Origin of the sequence: Mesorhizobium sp. M0051, assembly GCF_040323235.1 — a bacterium.
Lineage (GTDB): Bacteria > Pseudomonadota > Alphaproteobacteria > Rhizobiales > Rhizobiaceae > Mesorhizobium.
In genome coordinates, this window is the sequence record NZ_JAMYUT010000021.1 from 35390 (window position 1) to 57229 (window position 21840).

22 protein-coding genes are annotated in these 21840 nt (G+C 63.0%); 18 read left to right on the forward strand and 4 right to left on the reverse strand.

The window, feature by feature from the left end:
* Window positions 1-33 precede the first annotated feature (33 nt).
* The 3 genes from NKJ90_RS21130 to NKJ90_RS21140 all read left to right on the forward strand — a co-directional run bounded on the left by NKJ90_RS21130 (window position 34) and on the right by NKJ90_RS21140 (window position 1970).
* Window positions 34-291: a GlsB/YeaQ/YmgE family stress response membrane protein gene (locus tag NKJ90_RS21130; RefSeq protein WP_023757923.1), complete on the forward strand. Its 258-nt coding sequence runs from the start codon at window positions 34-36 to the stop codon at window positions 289-291.
* A 138-nt stretch (window positions 292-429) separates the two neighbouring features.
* A complete protein-coding gene (gene lipA, locus NKJ90_RS21135) occupies window positions 430-1395 on the forward strand; it encodes a lipoyl synthase (protein WP_023757922.1) in 966 nt (321 codons plus the stop codon).
* Window positions 1396-1508: 113 nt separating this feature from the next.
* Complete coding sequence (locus NKJ90_RS21140) at window positions 1509-1970, forward strand: type II toxin-antitoxin system RatA family toxin (protein WP_352486707.1); 462 nt, start codon at window positions 1509-1511, stop codon at window positions 1968-1970.
* Here NKJ90_RS21140 and NKJ90_RS21145 read toward each other — a convergent pair.
* Together NKJ90_RS21145 and NKJ90_RS21150 are read right to left on the reverse strand one after the other, a co-directional pair.
* A complete protein-coding gene (locus tag NKJ90_RS21145) occupies window positions 1946-2455 on the reverse strand; it encodes a CinA family protein (protein WP_023757920.1) in 510 nt (169 codons plus the stop codon). The genes NKJ90_RS21140 and NKJ90_RS21145 overlap by 25 nt on opposite strands.
* Complete coding sequence (locus NKJ90_RS21150; protein WP_023757919.1) at window positions 2452-3681, reverse strand: bifunctional 2-C-methyl-D-erythritol 4-phosphate cytidylyltransferase/2-C-methyl-D-erythritol 2,4-cyclodiphosphate synthase; 1230 nt, start codon at window positions 3679-3681, stop codon at window positions 2452-2454. Before NKJ90_RS21150 ends, NKJ90_RS21145 begins: the two co-directional genes overlap by 4 nt.
* Window positions 3682-3926: 245 nt before the next feature.
* On the opposite strand from NKJ90_RS21150, the gene dusB reads away from it, so the two are divergent.
* The 8 genes from dusB to hflX all read left to right on the forward strand — a co-directional run bounded on the left by dusB (window position 3927) and on the right by hflX (window position 14063).
* Complete coding sequence (gene dusB, locus NKJ90_RS21155; protein ID WP_023757918.1) at window positions 3927-4958, forward strand: tRNA dihydrouridine synthase DusB; 1032 nt, start codon at window positions 3927-3929, stop codon at window positions 4956-4958.
* Window positions 4955-6097, forward strand: a complete 1143-nt coding sequence (locus NKJ90_RS21160; RefSeq protein ID WP_023757917.1) for a two-component system sensor histidine kinase NtrB — start codon at window positions 4955-4957, stop codon at window positions 6095-6097. Before dusB ends, NKJ90_RS21160 begins: the two co-directional genes overlap by 4 nt.
* The gene (gene ntrC, locus NKJ90_RS21165) at window positions 6094-7554 is read left to right on the forward strand and encodes a nitrogen regulation protein NR(I) (RefSeq protein WP_023757916.1); all 1461 of its coding nucleotides are present in this window, start codon (window positions 6094-6096) and stop codon (window positions 7552-7554) included. Before NKJ90_RS21160 ends, ntrC begins: the two co-directional genes overlap by 4 nt.
* A 127-nt stretch (window positions 7555-7681) precedes the next feature.
* Window positions 7682-9967, forward strand: a complete 2286-nt coding sequence (locus NKJ90_RS21170; RefSeq protein WP_352486709.1) for a sensor histidine kinase NtrY-like — start codon at window positions 7682-7684, stop codon at window positions 9965-9967.
* Entirely contained in the window at window positions 9957-11318 is a 1362-nt protein-coding gene (gene ntrX, locus NKJ90_RS21175; protein ID WP_013895628.1) for a nitrogen assimilation response regulator NtrX, read from the forward strand. The genes NKJ90_RS21170 and ntrX overlap by 11 nt, the downstream gene beginning before the upstream one ends.
* Window positions 11319-11416: 98 nt before the next feature.
* Complete coding sequence (locus NKJ90_RS21180) at window positions 11417-12280, forward strand: D-amino-acid transaminase (protein ID WP_023757915.1); 864 nt, start codon at window positions 11417-11419, stop codon at window positions 12278-12280.
* A gap of 145 nt (window positions 12281-12425) precedes the next feature.
* A complete protein-coding gene (gene hfq / locus NKJ90_RS21185) occupies window positions 12426-12671 on the forward strand; it encodes an RNA chaperone Hfq (RefSeq protein WP_006202172.1) in 246 nt (81 codons plus the stop codon).
* Window positions 12672-14063, forward strand: a complete 1392-nt coding sequence (hflX, locus tag NKJ90_RS21190) for a GTPase HflX (RefSeq protein ID WP_023757914.1) — start codon at window positions 12672-12674, stop codon at window positions 14061-14063.
* Window positions 14064-14069: 6 nt separating this feature from the next.
* Here hflX and mazG read toward each other — a convergent pair whose 3' ends face one another.
* Both mazG and NKJ90_RS21200 read right to left on the reverse strand, forming a co-directional pair.
* A complete protein-coding gene (gene mazG, locus NKJ90_RS21195) occupies window positions 14070-14894 on the reverse strand; it encodes a nucleoside triphosphate pyrophosphohydrolase (protein WP_023757913.1) in 825 nt (274 codons plus the stop codon).
* A gap of 135 nt (window positions 14895-15029) precedes the next feature.
* A complete protein-coding gene (locus NKJ90_RS21200; RefSeq protein ID WP_023757912.1) occupies window positions 15030-16214 on the reverse strand; it encodes an amino acid aminotransferase in 1185 nt (394 codons plus the stop codon).
* Between the two features lie 186 nt (window positions 16215-16400).
* On the opposite strand from NKJ90_RS21200, the gene NKJ90_RS21205 reads away from it, so the two are divergent.
* The 7 genes from NKJ90_RS21205 to NKJ90_RS21235 all read left to right on the forward strand — a co-directional run bounded on the left by NKJ90_RS21205 (window position 16401) and on the right by NKJ90_RS21235 (window position 21809).
* The gene (locus NKJ90_RS21205; protein ID WP_245266452.1) at window positions 16401-16922 is read left to right on the forward strand and encodes a sigma-70 family RNA polymerase sigma factor; all 522 of its coding nucleotides are present in this window, start codon (window positions 16401-16403) and stop codon (window positions 16920-16922) included.
* Window positions 16919-17692 (forward strand): anti-sigma factor family protein, encoded by a 774-nt coding sequence (locus tag NKJ90_RS21210; protein ID WP_023757910.1) that lies wholly within the window; start codon window positions 16919-16921, stop codon window positions 17690-17692. Before NKJ90_RS21205 ends, NKJ90_RS21210 begins: the two co-directional genes overlap by 4 nt.
* Window positions 17693-17733: 41 nt before the next feature.
* Entirely contained in the window at window positions 17734-18450 is a 717-nt protein-coding gene (locus tag NKJ90_RS21215) for a Bax inhibitor-1/YccA family protein (RefSeq protein ID WP_023757909.1), read from the forward strand.
* Window positions 18451-18824: 374 nt separating this feature from the next.
* A complete protein-coding gene (locus NKJ90_RS21220; protein WP_245266448.1) occupies window positions 18825-19469 on the forward strand; it encodes a helix-turn-helix domain-containing protein in 645 nt (214 codons plus the stop codon).
* Window positions 19470-19606: 137 nt separating this feature from the next.
* Window positions 19607-20263: a 2Fe-2S iron-sulfur cluster-binding protein gene (locus NKJ90_RS21225; protein ID WP_023757907.1), complete on the forward strand. Its 657-nt coding sequence runs from the start codon at window positions 19607-19609 to the stop codon at window positions 20261-20263.
* Between the two features lie 3 nt (window positions 20264-20266).
* The gene (locus NKJ90_RS21230) at window positions 20267-21256 is read left to right on the forward strand and encodes an FAD binding domain-containing protein (RefSeq protein ID WP_023757906.1); all 990 of its coding nucleotides are present in this window, start codon (window positions 20267-20269) and stop codon (window positions 21254-21256) included.
* Between the two features lie 82 nt (window positions 21257-21338).
* Window positions 21339-21809 (forward strand): nuclear transport factor 2 family protein, encoded by a 471-nt coding sequence (locus tag NKJ90_RS21235; protein WP_023757905.1) that lies wholly within the window; start codon window positions 21339-21341, stop codon window positions 21807-21809.
* Window positions 21810-21840: the final 31 nt, after the last annotated feature.

Consider the following 21840-nt stretch of genomic DNA (forward strand, 5'->3'; position numbering starts at 1 on the left):
GGATGCATTTTCACTCGTGCAAGGAGAGGACGTATGGACGTGAATGGCGTGGGCTGGATCGCAGCCATCATCATCGGCGGGCTGGCGGGTTGGTTTGCCGAGATGGTCATGAAGAGCAACACCGGCATCTTCATGAACATTATTTTGGGTATCGTCGGCGCGATCGTACTGAACGCCATTCTGCAGGCACTCAATCTCGGTCCGTTCGGCGTCGGCTGGACTGCCTACCTGATCACCGGCTTTATCGGTGCCTGCCTGCTGATCTGGGCAGGGCGCCTGGTGCGCCGTTAACCCCGCTGAATATCTGCTATGCGAAAAAGGCTGTTGCGGCATGCACCGCCGCGGCCTTTTTCTTTGGGCTGAAAAGTCTTAGATGACGTCATGACAGCGAACGCCCGACAGGCGATCGCGAACGAACCAGGTTTCCCGATGGTCACTGTCCTCGATACGATTGCCAACGCTCCGCGCTTGCGGCATCCGGAAAAGGCGCACAAGCCGGACCAGGACGTGCTGCGCAAGCCGGACTGGATCCGCGTCAAGGCGCCGATGTCGAAGGGCTATGCCGAAACGCGCGAAATCGTGAAGTCGAACAAGCTGGTGACAGTCTGCGAAGAAGCCGGCTGCCCCAACATCGGCGAGTGCTGGGAGAAGAAGCACGCCACCTTCATGATCATGGGCGAAATCTGCACGCGCGCCTGTGCCTTCTGCAACGTCGCCACCGGAATTCCGACAGCACTCGATCCCGATGAGCCGGCCCGCGTCGCGCACGCCGTCAAGCAGATGGGGCTGACGCATGTCGTGATCACCTCGGTCGACCGTGACGATCTCGCCGATGGCGGTGCGCGGCATTTCGCCGAGGTCATCCGCGCCATCAGGGCCGCGACGCCGTCGACGACGATCGAAATCCTGACGCCCGACTTCCTGCGCAAGGATGGCGCGCTGGAGATCGTCGTGGCGGCCAAGCCCGACGTCTTCAACCACAATCTCGAAACCGTGCCGTCGAACTACCTGACGGTTCGTCCGGGCGCCCGCTACTTCCATTCGATCAGGCTGTTGCAGCGGGTCAAGGAACTCGACCCGTCGATCTTCACCAAGTCCGGCATCATGGTGGGTCTCGGCGAGGAGCGGAACGAAATCCTGCAACTGATGGACGATCTGCGTTCGGCCAATGTCGACTTCATGACCATTGGCCAGTATCTGCAGCCGTCGAAGAAGCATCATCCGGTGATCCGCTTCGTCACGCCGGAGGAGTTCAAATCGTTCGAGACGATCGGCCGGACCAAGGGTTTCCTGCTGGTGGCGTCAAGCCCGCTGACGCGCTCGTCGCATCATGCCGGCGACGATTTCGCCCGGCTGCGCGCCGCCCGGGAAGCGGCTCTCAGGAAATCGCTTTAGTGCATGTCGCCCAAAGTGACCTCGGTTTTGGGAGAACGACATGCATAAAAACAACGAATCCAAAGCGCGTCGCATGAATCTGCGTCGCCGCGACGGGCTTTGGAGCCGGTTTCGTGCCAAAGTTTGAAGCCACCCGCCGCGTATCCCATACGCCGGACCAGATGTTCGCGCTGGTCGCCGATGTAGAATCCTATCCGCAATTCCTGCCGCTTTGCGAGGCGCTGACGGTTCGCTCGCGCAAGGAGCGTGACGGGCGCACGGTTCTCCTCGCCGACATGACCATCGGCTACAAGGCGATCCGCGAAACCTTCACGACGCAGGTGCTGTTGAAGCCCGACGAGAACACCATCGACGTGAAATACATCGATGGCCCGTTCAAATATCTGAGCAATGTCTGGCGTTTCGAGCCCGACGGCGGCGCCGGCTGCACGGTCCGCTTCTTCATCGACTACGAGTTCAAGAGCAGCATTCTGGGCGCCGTGATGGGAACCATGTTCGACCGTGCTTTCCGCATGTTCGCCGAGGCTTTCGAGAAGCGCGCCGACGTCATCTACGGTGCAGCACCTTCGGCCTGACTCTGGCCAAGCGCGCGCAGACCCAGTTCCAACGCGTGCCGGACCGTTTCGCGGCGGATGAAATCGCGACCTTTGTCGGCAAATATCTTGCGTTCGACGGTCACGGCCTGACCGCCCAGCCCGACACAGAACCAGACCAGGCCGACCGGTTTTTCCGTGGAACCGCCGCCGGGCCCGGCAATGCCGGTGACCGCCAGAGTAAGCCCGGCGCGCGAACGGTCTAGCGCGCCTTTCGCCATTTCAATCGCCGTCTCGCGCGAAACCGCGCCGTACGTCTCAAGCGTGGTGGCGGAGACGCCGAGCATGTCGATCTTGGCTTCGTTGGAATAGGTGATGAAGCCGCGCTCGACGACGGCGGAGGAGCCGGCGATGTCGGTCAACGCGGCGATGATCATGCCGCCGGTGCAGCTTTCCGCCGTTGCCAGCATGATGCCGCGCTTCTGGCAGGCTTGCAGCAAGGCATTTGCCAGCTCGCTGCTACTCATTCCGGCACCTCGCCTGGAAACACCACGCTGGCGGTTGCGATCGCCGCTATGCCTTCCTCGCGCCCGATAAAGCCGAGCTTCTCGTTGGTTGTCGCCTTGATCGAGATGCGGTCCGGTGAAATTGCCAGCATCCGCGACAGGGCTGCGGTCATCGCATCACGATGCGGGCCGACACGCGGCGCCTCGCAGATCAGCGTGATGTCGGCATTGGCGATGCGTCCGCCGCGCTCGCGCACCAGCCTTGCCGCGTGCTCGACGAATATCCGGGACGCAGCGCCTTTCCACTGCGGGTCGGTCGGCGGAAAATGCGTGCCGATGTCGCCGGCGCCGCAGGTCGCCAGCAGCGCATCGGTCAACGCGTGCAGGCCGACATCGGCGTCGGAATGGCCGGACAGTTTCTTGTCGTGCGCAATGGCGACGCCGCACAGGGTGACATGGTCGCCGGGTTCGAACGCATGCACGTCGTAACCATTGCCGGTACGGATGTCGGGAAAGCGCACGCGTTCGCCGGAGAGCCGCTGGTCCGCCATCGCAATATCCCTTGCCCAGGTGAGTTTGACGTTATCAGGGGAGCCTGGAACGATGTTGACCGGAATATTCGCCCATTCGGCGATCGCGGCGTCGTCGGTGAAATCCAGTCTTCCAAGATGATGGGCTTTCTCGTGCGCGGCAAGAATCGGCCAGAATGGAAAGCCCTGTGGCGTTTGCGCCGTGTGAAGTCCGCTGCGGGAAACGGTTTCGCCAACCACGCCAGAGGCCGACTCACGCTTCAGCGTGTCGGCAACGGGCAGGGCAGGCAACGCCCCCTCGCGCTCGCCAATGGCAGCGATCGTGCGATCGATCAGGTCCGCGTCGACGAATGGACGGACGGCATCGTGGATCAGGACTCGCCCCGGCGCGTGGCTTCTCAGCGCAAGCAGTCCCAGTCGGACCGATGCCTGCCTTGTCGCCCCGCCCATGACGAGGATGACCCGTTCGGCGTTGGCACCCGCCGCCTCCCGGAACAGCTCGTGGTCGTCGGCATGGATGGCGACGACGACCTCGCTGGTTCTCGGGTGGGACAGAAAAATTTCCAGCGTGTGTGCGATGACGGCATAGCCGCCAATATGTTGATATTGCTTCGGCCCATTGGCCTGTCCGGCGCGCGCGCCGCGGCCAGCCGCAACGATCACCACGGCGACCTTGCCATCCTCACTTGAAACGCGATTTTCACTTGCGTCAGTCATGCCGACTGGTCCTAGCGCACGATCCCGAAAAGTGTAATCGGTTTTAGGAAAGATCGTGCGCTAAGTATGAAATTCCCAAGCGTGCCATTGCCCGTGCTGAGGGACGCACGGCGCCTTGGTCGCCAGCCAAAGCCGAAGCCCGGCATTTTCCCAATTGCGCCTTAATGTGGCGTCATTCCGCGTTGCACTTTGCTGCAGTTCTGGCTAGAGAATGTGCAACGAATGAACATGCTTGGTTTTTGTGCATGGTTAACTTGACCAAATTGGCAACGTCGCTTGACGTTGGCGGCGTGAGAATCCGCAATCGCGTGTTTCTCGCGCCAATGTCGGGAATATCAGACGAGCCGTTCCGGCAACGCGCCCACGCGCATGGCGCCGGCCTGGTCGTGTCCGAAATGGTGGCGAGCGGCGAGCTGGCCAAGGGCAGGGCCGGTTTTAACCTGCGCATACGCCACTCCGGCCTGCCGGTCCATATGGTCCAGCTTGCCGGCCGCGAGGCGGCGCACATGGCCGAAGGTGCCAGAATCGCTGCCGGCGAGGGCGCCGACATCATCGACATCAACATGGGCTGCCCGGCCAAGAAGGTCACCGGGGGTTACGCCGGCTCGGCATTGATGCTGGATCTCGACCATGCGCTGTCGCTGATCGACGCCGTTGTCGGCGCGGTCGACGTGCCGGTGACGGTCAAGATGCGGCTCGGCTGGGACGAAGGCGCGCTCAACGCGCCGATGCTGGCGCGTCGCGCCGAACAGGCCGGCGTCAAGATGGTGACCGTACATGGCCGCACGCGCTGCCAATTCTATCAAGGCAAGGCCGATTGGCGCGCTATCGCCCGCGTCAAGGAAGCCGTGTCTATTCCTGTCGTCGCCAATGGCGATGTCTGCTCCCCGGCAGAAGCTGCCGACATTCTCGATCAATCCGGCGCTGACGCCGTCATGGTTGGGCGTGCGCACTATGGCGCGCCCTGGATCGCAGGCGGCATTGCTGCGGCCGCACGGAACGAGACTGTGCCCGGCATGCCCGACAGTCGGCAAGCCTTGGCCGCTTACATCGTCTCGCATTATGAGGACATACTGGCGCTCTATGGCATCGAAAGCGGCCTGCGCCAGGCGCGCAAGCATCTTGGATGGTATCTTGATCGTCATGCCAACGGTGTCGCTGACGACGACAGCCGAAAAGCTATTTTGACCGCATTGGAGCCCGCGCGCGTCATTGCCTTGCTGCGCGATGTGTTTTCGCGCGATCCGCAACCCCTGAACCTGCGGAGCGCCGCATGAATGCCGCCGCTGCCCAAAGCGCTGAAATGGCGGATGCCGCCCAGATCGTGCTCAACACCATCCGTCGCCCGGTGATCATGATCAGCGAGGAAGGGTTCATCACCTTCGCCAACGCCGACGCGGAAGACTTCTTTCGCTCCAGCGCAACCATGCTGGCGCGCAACACACTGTCTAAACTCATTCCATTCGGCAGCCCGCTGCTGACGCTGGTCGATCAGGTGCGCGAGCGCCGGGCTCCCGTCAACGAGTACCGGGTCGACGTGTCGTCGCCGCGCCTCGGAATCGAGAAGGTCGTCGATCTCTACGTCGCGCCGGTGTCGGAATATCCTGGCTCCGTCGTGGTGATGTTCCAGGAACGGTCGATGGCCGACAAGATCGACCGGCAGATGACGCATCGCGGCGCGGCCCGCTCGGTCACCGGCCTGGCGGCGATGCTTGCCCATGAGATCAAGAACCCGCTTTCCGGCATCCGCGGCGCTGCCCAGTTGCTCGAACTGTCGGCTTCCGACGAGGATCGCGCGCTCACGCGGCTGATCACCGACGAGACCGACCGCATCGTGTCGCTGGTCGATCGCATGGAAGTGTTTTCCGATGAGCGGCCGATCGATCGCTATCCCGTCAACATCCATGTCGTGCTCGATCATGTGAAGGCAATTGCCAAGAACGGTTTTGCCAAGAGAATCAAGATAATGGAGGATTACGATCCTTCATTGCCTCCGGTGTTTGCCAACCGTGACCAACTCATCCAGGTGTTCCTCAACCTGGTCAAGAATGCTGCTGAGGCGATCGGCAGCGATCCTCAGGGCGAGATCGTGCTGTCGACCGCCTTCCGGCCGGGCATCCGCGTTTCCGTTCCGGGCACGCAGGACCGCGTATCGCTGCCGCTGGAATTCTGCGTGCGCGACAATGGCTCCGGCGTCTCGGAAGATATTTTGCCGATCCTGTTCGACCCGTTCATCACCACCAAGCCGAACGGCTCGGGGTTGGGGCTGGCGCTGGTCGCCAAGATCGTCGGCGAGCATGGCGGCATCATCGAATGCGAATCGACGCCGCGCGGGACCACATTCCGCATCCTGATGCCAGCTTGGAAAGAAACGTCATACGGCGCCGATGAAGACGGTGAAGGAGACCGCAAATGACCGTTCGCGGCAATATTCTCGTCGCCGACGACGATGCGGCGATCCGCACCGTCCTCAACCAGGCGCTTTCACGCGTCGGTCACGAGGTGCGCGTCACGTCCAACGCCTCGACATTGTGGCGCTGGGTGGCGGCTGGCGAAGGCGATCTGGTCATCACCGATGTGGTGATGCCGGACGAAAACGCGTTCGACATGTTGCCGCGCATCAAGAAGGCGCGGCCGGAACTGCCGGTTATCGTCATGAGCGCCCAGAACACGTTCATGACGGCGATCCGCGCATCCGAAACCGGCGCCTATGAATATCTGCCGAAGCCGTTCGACCTGACCGAACTGCTCAACATCGTCAACCGGGCGCTTTCCGAGCCGCGGCGGCCGAAGATCGATGCGCGGCCGGAAGAACAGCCAGACGCCATGCCGCTGGTCGGCCGCTCGGCCGCCATGCAGGACATCTACCGCATGCTGGCGCGCATGATGCAGACCGACCTGACGGTGATGATTTCGGGCGAGTCCGGCACCGGCAAGGAACTGGTGGCGCGCGCGCTGCATGAATATGGCCGCCGTCGCGGCGGCCCATTCGTTGCCATCAACATGGCCGCGATCCCGCGCGATCTGATCGAATCGGAACTGTTCGGTCACGAGAAGGGCGCTTTCACCGGCGCGCAGAACCGCTCCACCGGTCGCTTCGAGCAGGCCGAGGGCGGCACGCTGTTTCTCGACGAGATCGGCGACATGCCGATGGAAGCGCAGACGCGCCTGCTGCGCGTCCTGCAGCAGGGCGAATACACGACGGTTGGCGGACGCACACCGATCAAGACCGACGTGCGCATCGTTGCCGCCACCAACAAGGATCTGCGCACGCTGATCAACCAGGGGCTTTTCCGCGAGGATCTCTTCTATCGCCTCAACGTCGTGCCGCTCAGGTTGCCGGCGCTGCGCGAGCGCTCCGAGGATGTGCCGGATCTTGTCCGCCACTTCTTCAAGCTCGGCGAGATGGAAGGTCTGCAGACCAAGCGCATCTCCTCGGGCGGCATCGAACTGATGAAGCGCTATCCCTGGCCTGGCAATGTGCGCGAACTGGAAAACCTCGTTCGCAGGCTCGCCGCGCTCTATTCGCAGGACGAGATTTCCGCCGAGATCATCGAGGCCGAGCTCAAGACCGGCGAACGTCCGGTCGTACCGGGCGGCGGCAACCTCATTCCCGACGACCTGTCGATCGGCCAGGCGGCCGAGCATTTCCTGCAGCGCTATTTCGCCTCCTTTGCCGGCGATTTGCCACCCGCCGGCCTCTACCAGCGCATTCTGGCCGAGGTCGAGTACCCGCTGGTCCTGGCCTCTATGACGGCCACCCGCGGCAATCAGATCAAGGCCGCCGAATTGCTGGGCTTGAACCGCAACACGCTGCGCAAGAAGATCCGCGAGCTCGGCGTCAACGTCTACAAATCGTCGCGGCAGGGCTGAGCCCATCCGAGCCCGCTCTCTTTTCAGGGGACCGGCTCGCGAAAGATTTCCGTCTCGGTCACACTTGTTGCATAATCGCCACAATGCGTTGCATACATCCGACGCAATCATGGCTCTAGACGGCGACATGGCTTCGCAGGCACCGACAAAGAAACAACCGCTGTTCAGCGAACCCGGCACGCGTGACGGTCGCCGGCTGCTGGCATTGCCCGGCGTCGTCGCGGTCGTCGGCGCGCTGGTGACGGCGGCGATCTCGTTCACCATCCTCGTCGGCGCCACGCCGATCACGCCGAACGAATCGACGACGCTGGCGCTGATTGCCCTCAATGCCGCTTTCGTCCTGTTCCTCATTGCGCTGGTCGGGCGTGAAGTCCACCGCATCCTGATGGCGCGCCGGCATGGCAAGGCCGCCTCGCGGCTGCATGTGCGCATCGTCGCCATGTTTGCTCTGGTCGCCGCCATTCCCGCAATCATGGTTGCCATCATCGCATCGATCACGCTCGATATCGGCCTCGACCGCTGGTTCGAGATCCGCACCAAGACGATCGTCAATTCGTCGCTGTCGATCGCCGACGCCTATGTCCAGGAGAATGCCCGCAACCTGCAGGGAACGACGTTGTCGATGGCCTACGATCTCGATTCGTCGCGCTCGCTCTACGGTCTCGATCGCACTGGTTTTCTCGATCTGATGAACAAGGAAGCAGTGGGCCGGTCACTGGCCCATGCGGCACTGATCAAGCCCGACGGCTCGTTTGTCATGAGCGCCAAGACCGATACGGATTTCGCGATGCCCGAGCCGCCCGAAGGGGCGGTTGCCAGCGCTTCCGACGGCAAGCCGGTGCTGATCGAGCCCAAAACGCGCAACATCATGGGCGCCATCGTCAAGCTGCGCGAGATCGAAGGGCTCTATCTCTACACCATTCGCCTCGTCGATCCGGAAGTGATCAAGGCGCGGCAGATCGTCAGGTCAAACACCGACGAATATCGCGGGCTGGAAGACAACCGTCGCACCTCGCAGGTGGCCTTCGCGCTGCCCTATCTGTCGCTGACGTTGATCATCATCCTGTCCGCCATCTGGACCGGTATCGCTGTCGCCGACCGTCTGGTGCGCCCCATTCGCCAGCTTATCGGAGCCGCCGACGAGGTGGCGACCGGCAATCTCGATGTCGCGGTTCCGGTCAGGCCGTCGGATGGCGATGTCGCCTCGCTCGGCGATACGTTCAACAAGATGCTGCTCGAGCTGAAATCGCAGCGCAACGAGATCCTGTCCGCAAAGGACCTGATCGACGAGCGCCGCCGCTTCTCGGAAGCCGTGCTTGCCGGCGTCACCGCCGGCGTCATCGGCGTCGATCCCTACGGCATCGTCACCATCGTCAACCGCTCGGCCGAGGCGATGCTGGCCATTTCAGCCAGCGCCGCCCTTGGGCAGAACCTGTCCGCCGTGCTGCCGCATGTTGGCCGCGTCTTCGAGATCGGCCGCAAGTCTGGCAAGCCTGTTTACCGCGAGCAGGTGACCTTCTACCGCGCCGGCGCCGAACGGACCTTCAACGTGCAGATCACCATCGAAGCCGGCGACGACGGCTCGGAGGAAAAATCCTATGTCGTGACGGTCGACGACATCACCGACCTGGTTCAGGCGCAGCGTTCCTCCGCTTGGGCCGATGTGGCGCGGCGCATCGCACACGAGATCAAGAATCCGCTGACGCCGATCCAGCTCTCGGCCGAACGCATAAAGCGCCGCTACGGCAAGGTGATTACCGAGGACCGCGAGGTTTTCGACCAGTGCACCGACACCATCATCCGTCAGGTTGAGGATATCGGCCGTATGGTCGACGAATTCTCGGCTTTCGCCCGCATGCCAAAGCCCGAGATGAAGGCTATCGACCTGCGCGAATCGTTGCGCGAGGCCTCGTTCCTGGTCGAGGTCAGCCGCGCCGACATCACTTTCGAGCGGATATTCGGCACCGAGCCGCTCAAGGGCACCTTCGACAGCCGCCTGATGGCGCAGGCTTTCGGCAATGTGATCAAGAACGCCGCCGAGGCGATCGACGGATTGGAACAGAAGAATGGTTCGCACGGCATAATCCGGATTCAAGCCGGGCGCCAGAATGGTGCGATTCGCATCGACGTTATCGACAATGGCAAAGGCCTGCCCCGCGAAAATCGCCAGCGGTTGCTCGAGCCCTATACGACAACCCGCGAGAAGGGCACCGGGCTCGGCCTCGCTATCGTCAAGAAGATCGTGGAGGACCATGGTGGCAGGCTGGAACTTCACGATGCGCCCCCAGATTTCCACGACGGACGCGGCGCGATGATCAGCATCATCCTGCCGCCTGCGGCTGCCGGGTCTCCGCGCGGCGATAGCAGGACGGAAAACGAACGAGAAACTGAAAAGGTCGGTAATGGCGTCTGATATTCTCATCGTCGATGACGAGGAAGACATCCGTGAACTGGTCGCGGGCATCCTGAGCGACGAAGGTCACGAAACCCGCACCGCATTCGATGCCGACAGCGCGCTGGCGGCGATCGCCGATCGGGCACCGCGGCTGATTTTCCTCGACATCTGGCTGCAGGGCTCGCGTTTGGACGGGCTGGCACTGCTCGACGAGATCAAGACGATGCACCCGACCTTGCCGGTGGTGATGATCTCAGGCCACGGCAACATCGAAACGGCGGTCTCCGCCATCCGCCGCGGTGCCTATGATTTCATCGAAAAACCATTCAAGGCCGACAGGCTGATCCTGATTGCCGAGCGTGCGCTCGAGACCTCGAAACTGCGGCGCGAGGTTTCCGACCTCAAGCTGCGCAGTGGCGAAACCTTCGATCTGATCGGCATGTCGTCGGCGATGAGCCAACTGCGCCAGACTATCGAGCGCGTTGCCCCGACCAACAGCCGCGTGATGATCATCGGCCCGTCAGGGTCGGGCAAGGAACTGGCCGCGCGCGCCATCCACACGCTGTCGGCGCGTAAGGGCGCGCCGTTCGTAACGCTGAGCGCCGCCAACATTACGCCCGAGCGCATGGAGATCGAGCTGTTCGGCACCGAATCGAACGGCGTCGAGCGCAAGGTCGGCGCGCTCGAGGAGGCCCATCGCGGCATCCTCTACATCGATGAAGTTGCCGACATGCCGCGCGAGACGCAGAACAAGATCCTGCGCGTGCTGGTGGAGCAGCAGTTCGAGCGGGTAGGGGGCACCAAGCGGGTCAAGGTCGATGTCCGCATCATCTCCTCGACCTCGCAGAATCTCGAAGCGATGATCGCCGACGGGCGTTTCCGCGAAGATCTCTATCACCGCCTGGCGGTGGTTCCGGTCATGGTGCCGGGACTGGCCGAGCGGCGCGAGGATATTCCCTATCTCGTCGACAATTTCATGAAGCAGATCGCGCGTCAGGCCGGCATTAAGCCGCGCCGTATTGGCGATGACGCGCTGGCGGTGCTTCAAGCGCATAACTGGCCTGGCAACGTCCGCCAGCTGCGCAACAATGTCGAGCGCCTCATGATCCTGGCGCGCGGCGACAACATCGATGCGCCGATCACCGCGGACCTGTTGCCGGCCGAGATCGGCGATGTCATGCCGCGTACGCCGAATCAATCCGACCAGCACATCATGGCGCTGCCGCTGCGCGAGGCGCGTGAACAGTTCGAGAAGGACTATCTGATCGCCCAGATCAACCGGTTCGGCGGCAACATCTCGAAAACCGCCGAGTTCATCGGCATGGAGCGCTCCGCCCTGCACCGCAAGCTGAAGTCGCTGGGCGTCTGAACGCGACGTCCGGCCAGCCGCGCCTGGGCCAACCATTTGCCGGTTACGGCGGCGGCGGAATCGCATAAGAAAGCGGGAAAATTCCTGAGGGGTTGCCAATGCCGCGTATTGCCTATGTCAACGGCCGCTACGTCACTCACGCGGATGCTGCCGTGCATATCGAGGATCGCGGTTATCAGTTCGCCGACGGCGTCTATGAGGTCTGCGAGGTGGCGCGCGGCTTCATCGTCGACATGCCGCGCCATCTGGCCCGGCTGAACCGCTCCTTGACCGAATTGTCGATCGCCTGGCCGGTCACCTCTCACGTGCTGCCGCTGATCCTGCGCGAGGTGGTTAACCGCAACCATGTCGCCAACGGCCTGGTCTATGTCCAGGTGACGCGCGGCGTTGCCAGCCGCGACTTTGTCTTCCCGTCCGCCGACACCAAGCCGTCCCTGGTGGTCACCGCTAGGAAGGCCGATCCCGCCTCTGGTGCAAAACGCGCTGAAACCGGCATTGCGGTCATCACAGTGCCGGAGAACCGTTGGGACCGCGTCGACATCAAGAGCGTCGGGTTGCTGCCCAATGTATTGGCCAAGCAGAAGGCCAAGGAAGCCGGCGCCCAGGAAGCGTGGTTCGTCGACACCGACGGCAACGTCAAGGAAGGCGGCTCGTCCAATGCCTGGATCGTCACCCGGGATGGCGTCCTGGTTACCAGGCCGGCCGAGCATGGCATCCTGCGCGGCATCACCCGCACGACCATGTTTGAAGTGGCGGCCAAGCTCGGCGTGAAGATAGAGGAGCGCGGCTTTTCTGTCGCCGAGGCCAAGGCGGCACGCGAGGCGTTCATCAGCTCCGCAACGACAATCGCCATGCCGGTTGTGGCCATCGACGGCGATACAATCGCCAATGGGCACCCCGGCTCGATAACACTTTCGTTGCGACAAGCCTTTTTTGACATTGCGGAAAAAAGTCCAGCCTGATAACCGCACAGGTGGAATGAACATCAATTTATCTCGTTCTGCTTGTCGTTGCTGACGACAAGACGGTGTTTGTGAGCTTGACATGCGCCTGTTAATTTGGCGCATTGGCTTGCAAACCGAAGGGGATCGGCGAAAGACAAGAACAATGGCGGAACGATCGCAAAACCTTCAGGACCTGTTCCTGAATTCAGTTCGCAAGAGCAAGAATCCGCTCACCATCTTCCTCATCAACGGCGTGAAGCTGACCGGCGTGGTCACTTCGTTCGACAATTTCTGTGTCCTATTGCGCCGTGATGGTCACTCCCAGCTCGTCTACAAGCACGCCATTTCCACGATCATGCCGAGCCAGCCGGTTCAAATGTTCGATGGCGAGGAAAGCCAGGGCGCCTGATTGGCACGTGAGAAAGACGCGGACGATACCGTTCGCGGAAAACCAGCGCATCATCCAGGGACGGAAGCCGAGGGCCCGACCCGGGCCGTTGTCATTGTGCCCGTCCTTACCCGCCACCAGCGCAACGAGGACGAGACCAACCGTCCACGGCTGATGCGTTCGGCCGACGCTCGCCACGACGAGGCCGTAGGCCTTGCCCGCGCCATCGACCTTGATCTGATCCATACCGCGGTGGTGACCGTCAACGATCCGCGCCCCGCGACGTTGCTCGGCAGCGGCAAGGTCGCCGAATTCGCAGAAATCGTCAAAGAGGGACATGCGGAAGTGGTCGTCGTCGACCATCCGCTGACTCCGGTGCAGCAGCGCAATCTGGAGAAAGAGTTGAACGCCAAGGTGCTGGATCGCACCGGGCTGATCCTCGAGATATTCGGCGAGCGCGCGCGCACCAAGGAAGGCACCTTGCAGGTCGAGCTCGCCCATCTCAACTACCAGAAGGGTCGCCTCGTGCGCAGCTGGACCCACCTCGAACGCCAGCGCGGCGGTGCCGGCTTCCTCGGCGGCCCCGGCGAAACGCAGATCGAATCCGACCGGCGGCAGCTGCAGGAAAAGATCATCAAGCTGAAGCAGGAGCTGGAAACGGTGCGCCGCACGCGCGACCTTCACCGCGCCAAGCGCAAGAAGGTGCCGTTCCCGGTGGTGGCGATCGTCGGCTATACCAATGCCGGGAAGTCGACGCTGTTCAATCGGCTGACCGGAGCAGACGTGTTGGCGCAGGACATGCTGTTCGCCACGCTCGATCCAACGCTTCGGCGTGTGCGCCTCCCGCACGGCACGCCGATCATCCTTTCGGACACGGTCGGCTTCATTTCGGACCTGCCGACGCATCTGATCGCGGCTTTCCGCGCTACCCTGGAAGAGGTTGTCGAGGCCGATCTCGTCATCCATCTGCGCGACATTTCCGATCCGGACACGGCGGCCCAAGCCGAGGATGTCGAGCGCATCCTCGCCGACCTCGGCGTCGACGCCGGTGATGCCAAGCGGATCATCGAGGTCTGGAACAAGATCGACCTGCTTGACGAGGGCAACCGCAGCCGGCTGCTTGCCGACAGCGCCGACGCCAGCAAAGCCCCGCCGATCGCCATTTCGGCGGTGACCGGCGAGGGTATCGATGCGCTGAAGGCGATCATCGAAACGCGGATGGCGGGCGAGCTCGAAGACCTGACGGTGACGATCGAGCCGGCGCAGTTCGGCCTTGTCGACTGGATCTATCGCAATGGCGATATCGTTTCGCGAAGCGACAATGACGACGGCAGCGCCACCATCTCGCTCAGGGCCACGCAAAGCGCCCGCGAAGAGATCGAAAGCAAATTGCGTCGCAAAAATAACGGGTAAGGGAACCTACTTCGCGGTTTTTGCTTCCTGCCAGAGCGCTTCCATTTCGGGCAAGGTCGCCTTCTCCAGCGTGCTACCGGATTTCTCAAGGGCCTGTTCGACATAATGGAAGCGCGAGCGGAATTTTTCGTTGGTGCCGCTCAGCGCCGCTTCGGAATCGACCTTCAAATGGCGGCCGAGATTGACGACGGCAAACAGCATGTCGCCGAACTCGTCCTTGATCGGGGCCGTTTCGCCCTTGGCCAGCGCCTCGCGCAATTCGCCGATCTCTTCCTCGATCTTGTCGAGGATGGGCGCTGCCTCGCTCCAGTCGAAGCCGACGCGGGCGGCCTTCTCCTGAAGTTTCAACGCCCGCGTCAGCGCGGGCAAGGCGACCGGCACGCTGTCCAGAAACCCCTTGCCGTTATCGTCCGGGTCGAGGCCGCGGGCGAGGCGGGCTTGTCGTTTCTCGGCCTTCTCCTCGGCCTTGATCTTTTCCCACATGCCCTTCGCCATGCCGGCGCTGCGGGCCTTTTCGTCCCCGAAGACGTGCGGGTGGCGGCGGATCATCTTGGCGGTGATTGCCTTGACCACATCGCCGAAGGCGAATTCACCCGCCTCTTCAGCCATTTGCGCGTGGTAGACGACCTGCAGCAGGAGGTCGCCGAGTTCGTCGCGCAGGTCATCGAGGTCGCCGCGCGCGATGGCGTCCGCCACCTCATAGGCCTCCTCGATCGTATAGGGGGCGATAGTCGAGAAATCCTGTTCGATGTCCCAGGGACACCCGGTCTTTGGGGCTCGCAGCGCCGCCATGATCTCGATCAGGCGCGAAATGTCTTTCGATGGCGTCATCTAGAGCTATTCCAGGAAAAGTGTGAAACGGTTTTCTGTCCGGAATTGCGTCAGTCTATCGAATGCTATCCCGCGGCCGGCCGCGCGGCCAACGCTGTCAGCCGGCGCGGGAACCTTGTCCACAGGTGAGCCGCCTCAGTCGAGGACAGAGACGATCGCCTTGGCGAGTTCGTCCATTCCATCCTCGGGCAGGCCGGCAACATTGATGCGGCTGTCGCCGACCATGTAGATGCCGTGCTCGGAACGCAGCCGTTCGACCTGCGCTTCCGTGAGGCCAAGGCGGGAGAACATGCCGCGATGATTGGCGATGAAATCGAAACGGTCGGAGTTGGACTGACGCCGTAGTGCCTCGGCGAACTGGACACGAAGTCTGAGCATGCGCAGGCGCATCTCTTCGAGTTCAGCCTCCCAGTCCGCACGCAAGGTGGCGTCTTCGAGCACGATGCGTACGGCGGCGGCACCGTGGTCCGGTGGCATCGAATACATGGCGCGCGCCGCCGACAGCATCTGGCTCATCGCCACATCGGCCTGGGCGCCGTCCCTGGCCAGGATCATCGCCGCGCCGACGCGGTCGCGGTAGACAGCAAAATTCTTCGAGCAGCTCGAGGCGACGACCATTTCGGGAACTTTCGTGGCCAGCAGGCGCAAACCGAGGGCATCGGCCTCGAGGCCATCGCCAAAGCCCTGATAGGCGATGTCGACAAATGGCAGCAACTCGCACTCGACGACCAGCTCGGTTACGGCCGCCCACTGTGCCGCGTCCAGATTGGCGCCGGTCGGGTTGTGGCAGCAGCCGTGCAGCAACACCACGTCACCCTTTCTTGCCGTTCGCAACGCCGCCAGCATGTCGTCGAAGCGCACTGTGCCCGAGGCGGCATCGAAATAGGGGTATTCACGGATCTGCAGGCCGGCAGCACGCATCACCGGCATGTGGTTCGGCCAGGTCGGGTCCGACAGCCAGATGGTCGCGTCCGAGCGTGTCCGCTTGAGCAATTCCGCCGCCAGCCGCAGCGCGCCGGAGCCGCCGGGCGCCTGTGCCGCGCGGATGCGCGTCATGTCGGCGCCGGGGCCGAAGGCGAGCTTGGCCATTACCGTGTTGAAACCGATATCGCCGGCAAGGCCGAGATAGGTCTTGGTGTCCTGCCCCTGCAGCAGCCGCTTTTCGGCTTCGCGCACCGCCCGCATGACCGGCGTCTTGCCGTCGCGATCCTTGTAGACGCCGACACCGAGGTCGACCTTGTCGGGCCGCGGGTCGGCGCGATAAAGGCCGATCAGGGCCAGGATCTTGTCGGCGGGGGCGGGCTGCAGGGCTTCAAACATCGATACGGCTCCAATGGGCGGCGGATTGATACGCAAATCGGTTGCGTTTCGCCAGCGCTTTTCCCGCCGCTTCAGGCTGCACAAGCTTTCTGGGGCGAACGATGTCCTCAAGCCAACCCGGTAAAAAATTGGCGGGGCAGGGATTAAATTCCCCACATGCTCCGTAAACAGGACATGAAACCGTCGATGCCACGCTTTGACGTCTTAGGACAGCTCGGTTCGCTACGCCGTTACGCGCGCTCGCTGACGCGCGACAGCACGGATGCCGAGGATCTCGTCCACGACGCGCTGGTGCGTGCCTATGAGCGGCGCGGCACCTTCCGCTCCGGTGGAAACCTGCGCGCTTGGCTGCTGTCGATCGTCCACAACACTTTCATCGACAGAATGCGATCGCGCGGGTCGGAAGCCACGCGCCTCCAACAGGCCGGATATCTTGTCGATGGCAGCACGCCGGCGCCGCAGGAACATTCGGTGCGCCTGGCTCAAGTGCGCGAAGCCTTTTTCAGCCTGCCGGAAGAACAGCGCTCAGCGCTGCATCTCGTCGCCATCGAGGGGCTGTCCTACCAGCAGGCCGCCGATGCCAGCAGCGTGCCGCTGGGAACGTTGATGTCACGCATCGGCAGGGCGCGCGCCGCATTGCGCGAGATGGAGGCGGCGGCACCCGCGAAGGCGAAAAACCACCTTAGGATCGTTGGAGGCCCGTCATGACAGCAGCTGTCGATCCCGTGACCGATATCGACCTCGACGCCTATGTCGACGACCAGATCGATGTCACCCGCCGCATCGAGGTCGAGGCATTTCTGTCGGCCCGGCCGGAAGCAGCGGCGCGCGTGATGTCCGATCTCCGCACCCGCGATGAACTGCGCGTGGCGCTTGCCGGCCCCAAGGGCATGGCGCGGCCAGCGACCGCCGATGCCGCGCGGCGGCTGGAGAGGGGGCTTGCCCGCGGCCGCATCTTCGGTGTGTTGCAGCGCGCGGCGGTGGTTGCCGTCTTCGTCGCCGCCGGCTGGCTGGCGAATGGCATCATCGGGCCGATGTCGGTGACCAAGGTCGTCGCCTCGCCACAGCCGCCTGCCTACGTCGATGAGGCGGTGCGGGCCCATAGAACGACGCTGGTGCGCGAAAGCATGCCGTCGCAGCCGGAAGCGCCCGATTACGACGCTGGCGAGATCCGTGCCGCGACCGCCATCGTCATGCCGTCGCTGCCGACGGACTGGAAGGTCCGCGACGTGCAGATCTACCCGTCGCGCTTTGGGCCGAGCGTCGAGATGGCGGTCGAGACGAAAGACATGGGGCTGGTGTCGCTGTTCGCGATCCGGCCTGGAACCTTCGACGTCGTCAAGCCGACCATCGCGCCCTTGGGCGACATTTCGTCGGCCTACTTCCAGATCGGCGAGGTCGCCTATGCGGTGGTCGGACAAAGCGAGGTCCGCGACCTCGACCGCGCCGCCGAGACGCTCGCCAAGACGCTTTACTGATCGATCCACCCTTACCGACCGATCTTGAAAGGAGAATGCAAATGAACACGCCCAACCTGGGATACCGCGTCGGCACCGGCGCCCAAACCAGAGCCATTTTTGACGAGGGGCTGCGTCAGCATATGCTGCGCGTCTATAACTACATGGGCGTCGGCCTTGTGGTCACCGGCCTCGTTGCCTTGATGATCTCGTCGACGCCGGCGCTCTATGTGCCGATCTTCTCCAGCCCGCTGAAATGGGTGGTGATGCTGGCTCCGCTGGCCTTCGTCTTGCTGTTCTCGTTCAAGATGCAGACAATGTCGGCGGCCAGCGCCCAGGCGATGTTCTGGGCCTTCTGCGCGGTCATGGGCCTGTCGCTCGCTTCCGTATTCCTGGTCTTCACCGGAACCAGCATCGCGCGCACTTTTTTCATCGCCGCGACCATGTTCGGCGCCACCAGCCTCTACGGCTACACGACCAGGCGCGACCTGACCCAGTTCTCGTCGTTCCTGATCATGGGCCTGATCGGCGTGGTGATCGCCAGCATCGTCAACATCTTCCTTGGCTCGACCGCGCTGCAGTTCGCCATCTCGGTTATCGGCATTGCCGTGTTCATCGGCCTGACCGCCTGGGACACCCAGACGATCAAGGAGCAGTATGCCGAGAATTTCGACGGCGAATCGCGCCAGAAGCTGGCCGTCTTCGGCGCCTTGTCGCTCTATCTGAATTTCATCAACATCTTCCAGCTGCTGTTGAATTTCACCGGCGAGCGCGAGTAATCCCGTTCCAACGGGCCTGCCCGGTCGGCCAGATCGGGCAGGCCTGGGCTTCCGTGCTGATCATCTTCCCATCGGAAGCCAGGCGAATAATCCCAAACCGAGCGTTCTGTTGCTCAAAAGTGGATCAGTAAAATATCGCGATGTCATTCAGACCCTTGCTTGGTCACGGACGGATTCGGAGCCGGGAGGAGAAGTCGGAAGCCCTGCAAACGGCAGCCTGGGTCGACTCTTCGGTCGTTTTCGACAATCGGCGCTGGGTGTGCCGGGACGCAGAGCTCCGCTGGACAGCTCCCCACCATCTGATCGTACTGACTGAGGAAGGGGGGACGTCGCATACATCGATCCGCTCCGGGGAAAAGTCCGTCTACGACGGGATGGATCGTCCGGGAGACCTCACCTTCGTCCCCGCCGGCGCGGAGCGGCTCGGCGTCTACCGGGACGTCAATCTTTCCTATTCGGCCCTGTGGATCGATCCCGAATTTCCAGGAAGCGAAAGGCTTGCGGATACGCCGATCCTGGTGAACAGGAGCGATAATGTCATCGCAACGCTTTTGAGTTCGCTCCGGGTCGAGATGGCGCTCGGTCACAGGCCGGACACCGGCTATGTCGAGCATCTGGCTGCGCTCGTGAGCATGCGCGTGGCGATGCTGGCCGGCAAGCAGCTCCCGGCCCCGCGTTACGGCCGTCTCAGCCGCCGCACGTTTGCCCGCATCCGGGAATACATCGAGGCACGCATCAACTCCGACATTTCGCTGCGCGAGCTGGCGGCTGTCGCAGAGATGGGAGTCGACACGTTTGCGCGCCGCTTCAAGGCGACGACCGGTCTTGCACCCTACGCCTACGTGATCGAGGAACGGGTCCGGCGGGCGGAAGTCGTGTTGCGTGAAACCGGGTCGTCCATCGGCACCATTGCCTTTCGCTTCGGCTTCTCTAGCCAGAGCCACTTCACCGCGACGTTCAGGCGCCTCAGGGGCATGACTCCTCGGGCCTACCGGGTGCAGTTTTCTCCGGAATCCTGATAGTGCCGCCGATTTCCTGAAAGAAATGCCGAGCCTGCCGGACCACGTCCATAAGCGTCAATGAGCGCACCCGACGCGCCCGCTGTCGGGCCGGGGTCGCTGTCGAGCCCTTATCACTGCGCCCCGGGAGATCACGCATGGCTGAGACAGACAACAGGAACGGACCTACGCGTCGAGCGGTGCTGGAGGGAGGGGCCGCGACCGGTCTGCTGCTGGCAACCGGGCTATCGGTAGAAGCCCAGCAAATGGAGCCCGCCGTCGCAGCGTCCACCACGCCGGGACCAACGATGCCGGTGTCGCTGCGCATCAACGCCAGGGACTTTGCCGTCGAGCTCGATCCGCGGACAACGCTGCTCGACACGTTCCGCAATCATCTCGGCCTTACCGGTTCGAAAAAAGGCTGTGATCACGGCCAGTGCGGCGCCTGCACCGTCCTCGTCAACGGGCGTCGGATCAATTCTTGCCTGACGCTCGCTGTCATGCATGAGGGCGACGAGATCACCACAGTCGAAGGGCTCGCCGACGGCGACCGGCTTCATCCCGTTCAGGCCGCCTTCATTGCACGCGATGGCTTCCAGTGCGGATATTGCACGCCCGGCCAGATCTGCTCCGCGGTTGGCATGCTGGGCGAGGCCAGGGAGGGTTGGCCGAGCCATGCCAGCGACGAAGTGGCGGCAGCCTCGGTCGCGCTCGACGATGCCGAGATCCGCGAGCGGATGAGCGGCAATATCTGCCGTTGTGCTGCCTATCCGAACATCGTCGCCGCCATCCGCGACGCGGCAGGGGAGGCGTGAGCGATGCGGGCTTTCACCTATGAGCGCGCCGGGAGTGCGGAAGAGGCGGCCGCCGCGGTTGCCAATCGGCCGGATGCCAAATTCATCAGCGGCGGCACCAATCTCCTCGACCTGATGAAGCTCGATATCGAGCAGCCGGCGCATCTCGTCGACGTCAGCCGCCTGCCGCTCGACCGGATCGAGGAAACGGAGGAGGGCGGCCTGCGCATCGGCGCGCAGGTCCGCAATAGCGATCTTGCCGCCGAGCCGCGGGTGAGGTCGCAATACCCGATGCTCTCACAAGCGCTGCTGGCGGGGGCTTCCGGTCAGATCCGCAACAAGGCCTCGACCGCCGGCAATCTCCTGCAGCGCACGCGCTGCTTCTATTTCTACGACCGCAACATGCCGTGCAACAAGCGCGAGCCGGGTTCCGGTTGTGCCGCGCTGCAAGGCTTCAACCGCATGCATGCGATCCTCGGTGCAAACGACGCCTGCATTGCTGTTCATCCCTCCGACATGGCGGTTGCCATGGCCGGGCTCGACGCCAGGATCGAGACCTTGTCGCCAGGTGGCGAAGCTCGCACCATTCCGATCGGCGATCTCCATCGCCTGCCCGGGACAACGCCCGACGTGGAGACCACGCTCGGTCATGGGGAGATGATCACCGCGGTCACCTTGCCGCCCCCTCCGCCCGGTCGGCAACTCTACCGCAAGGTGCGCGACCGCGCCTCCTATGCTTTCGCGATGGTGTCGGTGGCGGCGATCGTCGAGAAAAGTGGCGATCGCATACGCAGCGCCCGCATCGCCATGGGCGGGGTCGCGGCCAAGCCCTGGCGCGCGACCGCGGCTGAGCAAACGCTCGCCGGCTCGGTGGCGTCCGATGGCGCTTTTACCGAAGCCGCCGAAGCCGCGCTGGCCGAGGCAGTCGGGCATGGCGACAATGATTTCAAGATCCCGCTGGCCAAACGGACGCTGCGGCACACGCTTGCCGCAGCCGCGGTCGAGCGCGCGTAAGGTCATGCAGAGACGATGGCCCCGAACGGCCGTCCCTAGATGTTTGTCCCGCAGTCGACGGGCCGGTGGCAAGGAGATAGACATGAAACTCACGCGACGCGCCGTTACAGCCGCCAGTGGCGGCCTTCTCGTCGCGCCCGCCACCGCTTGGGGCGCCGCGTCAGATACTGAGCTTCGTCGCGAACTTGAAGCGGCCGTGGAAGCCTTCTTTGCCGGCTGGGCTTCCGGCGACTGGTCGGCTTTCCTCGATCGTTGCGACGAGACGATGACCTTCCAATTTCCGGTTGGTGAGCAACGGGGTAGACACGAACCGCCGAACGGCAAGCGCGCGCTCGCAGCGTGGACCGCCGCACATAAAGCGCAGGGTAACAGGATCACGGAATCGATCGTTGATCTTAAGCTCTTCGCCTCCGATTGGATCATCATTTGCGATCGCGGGAGTGGGACGATCGGCGGCGGGCCCTATACGGGCCTGCACGCGCTTTTCATGCGGGCCGGCCCGACGGGGCGGCTGATCGAGTTTCGAGAGTATTTCGGCGATATTGCTACGTGAACAGCAGCTGCGCGGCGATCACAAAGAGCCG

Bases quoted from the DNA above. Each gene is read 5' to 3' on its own strand.
- NKJ90_RS21130 (WP_023757923.1), top strand. From the start codon at position 34: ATGGACGTGAATGGCGTGGGCTGGATCGCAGCCATCATCATCGGCGGG.
- lipA (WP_023757922.1), top strand. From the start codon at position 430: ATGGTCACTGTCCTCGATACGATTGCCAACGCTCCGCGCTTGCGGCAT.
- NKJ90_RS21145 (WP_023757920.1), bottom strand. From the start codon at position 2,455: ATGAGTAGCAGCGAGCTGGCAAATGCCTTGCTGCAAGCCTGCCAGAAG.
- NKJ90_RS21150 (WP_023757919.1), bottom strand. From the start codon at position 3,681: ATGACTGACGCAAGTGAAAATCGCGTTTCAAGTGAGGATGGCAAGGTC.
- dusB (WP_023757918.1), top strand. From the start codon at position 3,927: ATGGTTAACTTGACCAAATTGGCAACGTCGCTTGACGTTGGCGGCGTG.
- NKJ90_RS21160 (WP_023757917.1), top strand. From the start codon at position 4,955: ATGAATGCCGCCGCTGCCCAAAGCGCTGAAATGGCGGATGCCGCCCAG.
- ntrC (WP_023757916.1), top strand. From the start codon at position 6,094: ATGACCGTTCGCGGCAATATTCTCGTCGCCGACGACGATGCGGCGATC.
- NKJ90_RS21170 (WP_352486709.1), top strand. From the start codon at position 7,682: ATGGCTTCGCAGGCACCGACAAAGAAACAACCGCTGTTCAGCGAACCC.
- ntrX (WP_013895628.1), top strand. From the start codon at position 9,957: ATGGCGTCTGATATTCTCATCGTCGATGACGAGGAAGACATCCGTGAA.
- NKJ90_RS21180 (WP_023757915.1), top strand. From the start codon at position 11,417: ATGCCGCGTATTGCCTATGTCAACGGCCGCTACGTCACTCACGCGGAT.
- hfq (WP_006202172.1), top strand. From the start codon at position 12,426: ATGGCGGAACGATCGCAAAACCTTCAGGACCTGTTCCTGAATTCAGTT.
- mazG (WP_023757913.1), bottom strand. From the start codon at position 14,894: ATGACGCCATCGAAAGACATTTCGCGCCTGATCGAGATCATGGCGGCG.
- NKJ90_RS21200 (WP_023757912.1), bottom strand. From the start codon at position 16,214: ATGTTTGAAGCCCTGCAGCCCGCCCCCGCCGACAAGATCCTGGCCCTG.
- NKJ90_RS21205 (WP_245266452.1), top strand. From the start codon at position 16,401: ATGCCACGCTTTGACGTCTTAGGACAGCTCGGTTCGCTACGCCGTTAC.
- NKJ90_RS21210 (WP_023757910.1), top strand. From the start codon at position 16,919: ATGACAGCAGCTGTCGATCCCGTGACCGATATCGACCTCGACGCCTAT.
- NKJ90_RS21215 (WP_023757909.1), top strand. From the start codon at position 17,734: ATGAACACGCCCAACCTGGGATACCGCGTCGGCACCGGCGCCCAAACC.
- NKJ90_RS21220 (WP_245266448.1), top strand. From the start codon at position 18,825: ATGGATCGTCCGGGAGACCTCACCTTCGTCCCCGCCGGCGCGGAGCGG.
- NKJ90_RS21225 (WP_023757907.1), top strand. From the start codon at position 19,607: ATGGCTGAGACAGACAACAGGAACGGACCTACGCGTCGAGCGGTGCTG.
- NKJ90_RS21230 (WP_023757906.1), top strand. From the start codon at position 20,267: ATGCGGGCTTTCACCTATGAGCGCGCCGGGAGTGCGGAAGAGGCGGCC.
- NKJ90_RS21235 (WP_023757905.1), top strand. From the start codon at position 21,339: ATGAAACTCACGCGACGCGCCGTTACAGCCGCCAGTGGCGGCCTTCTC.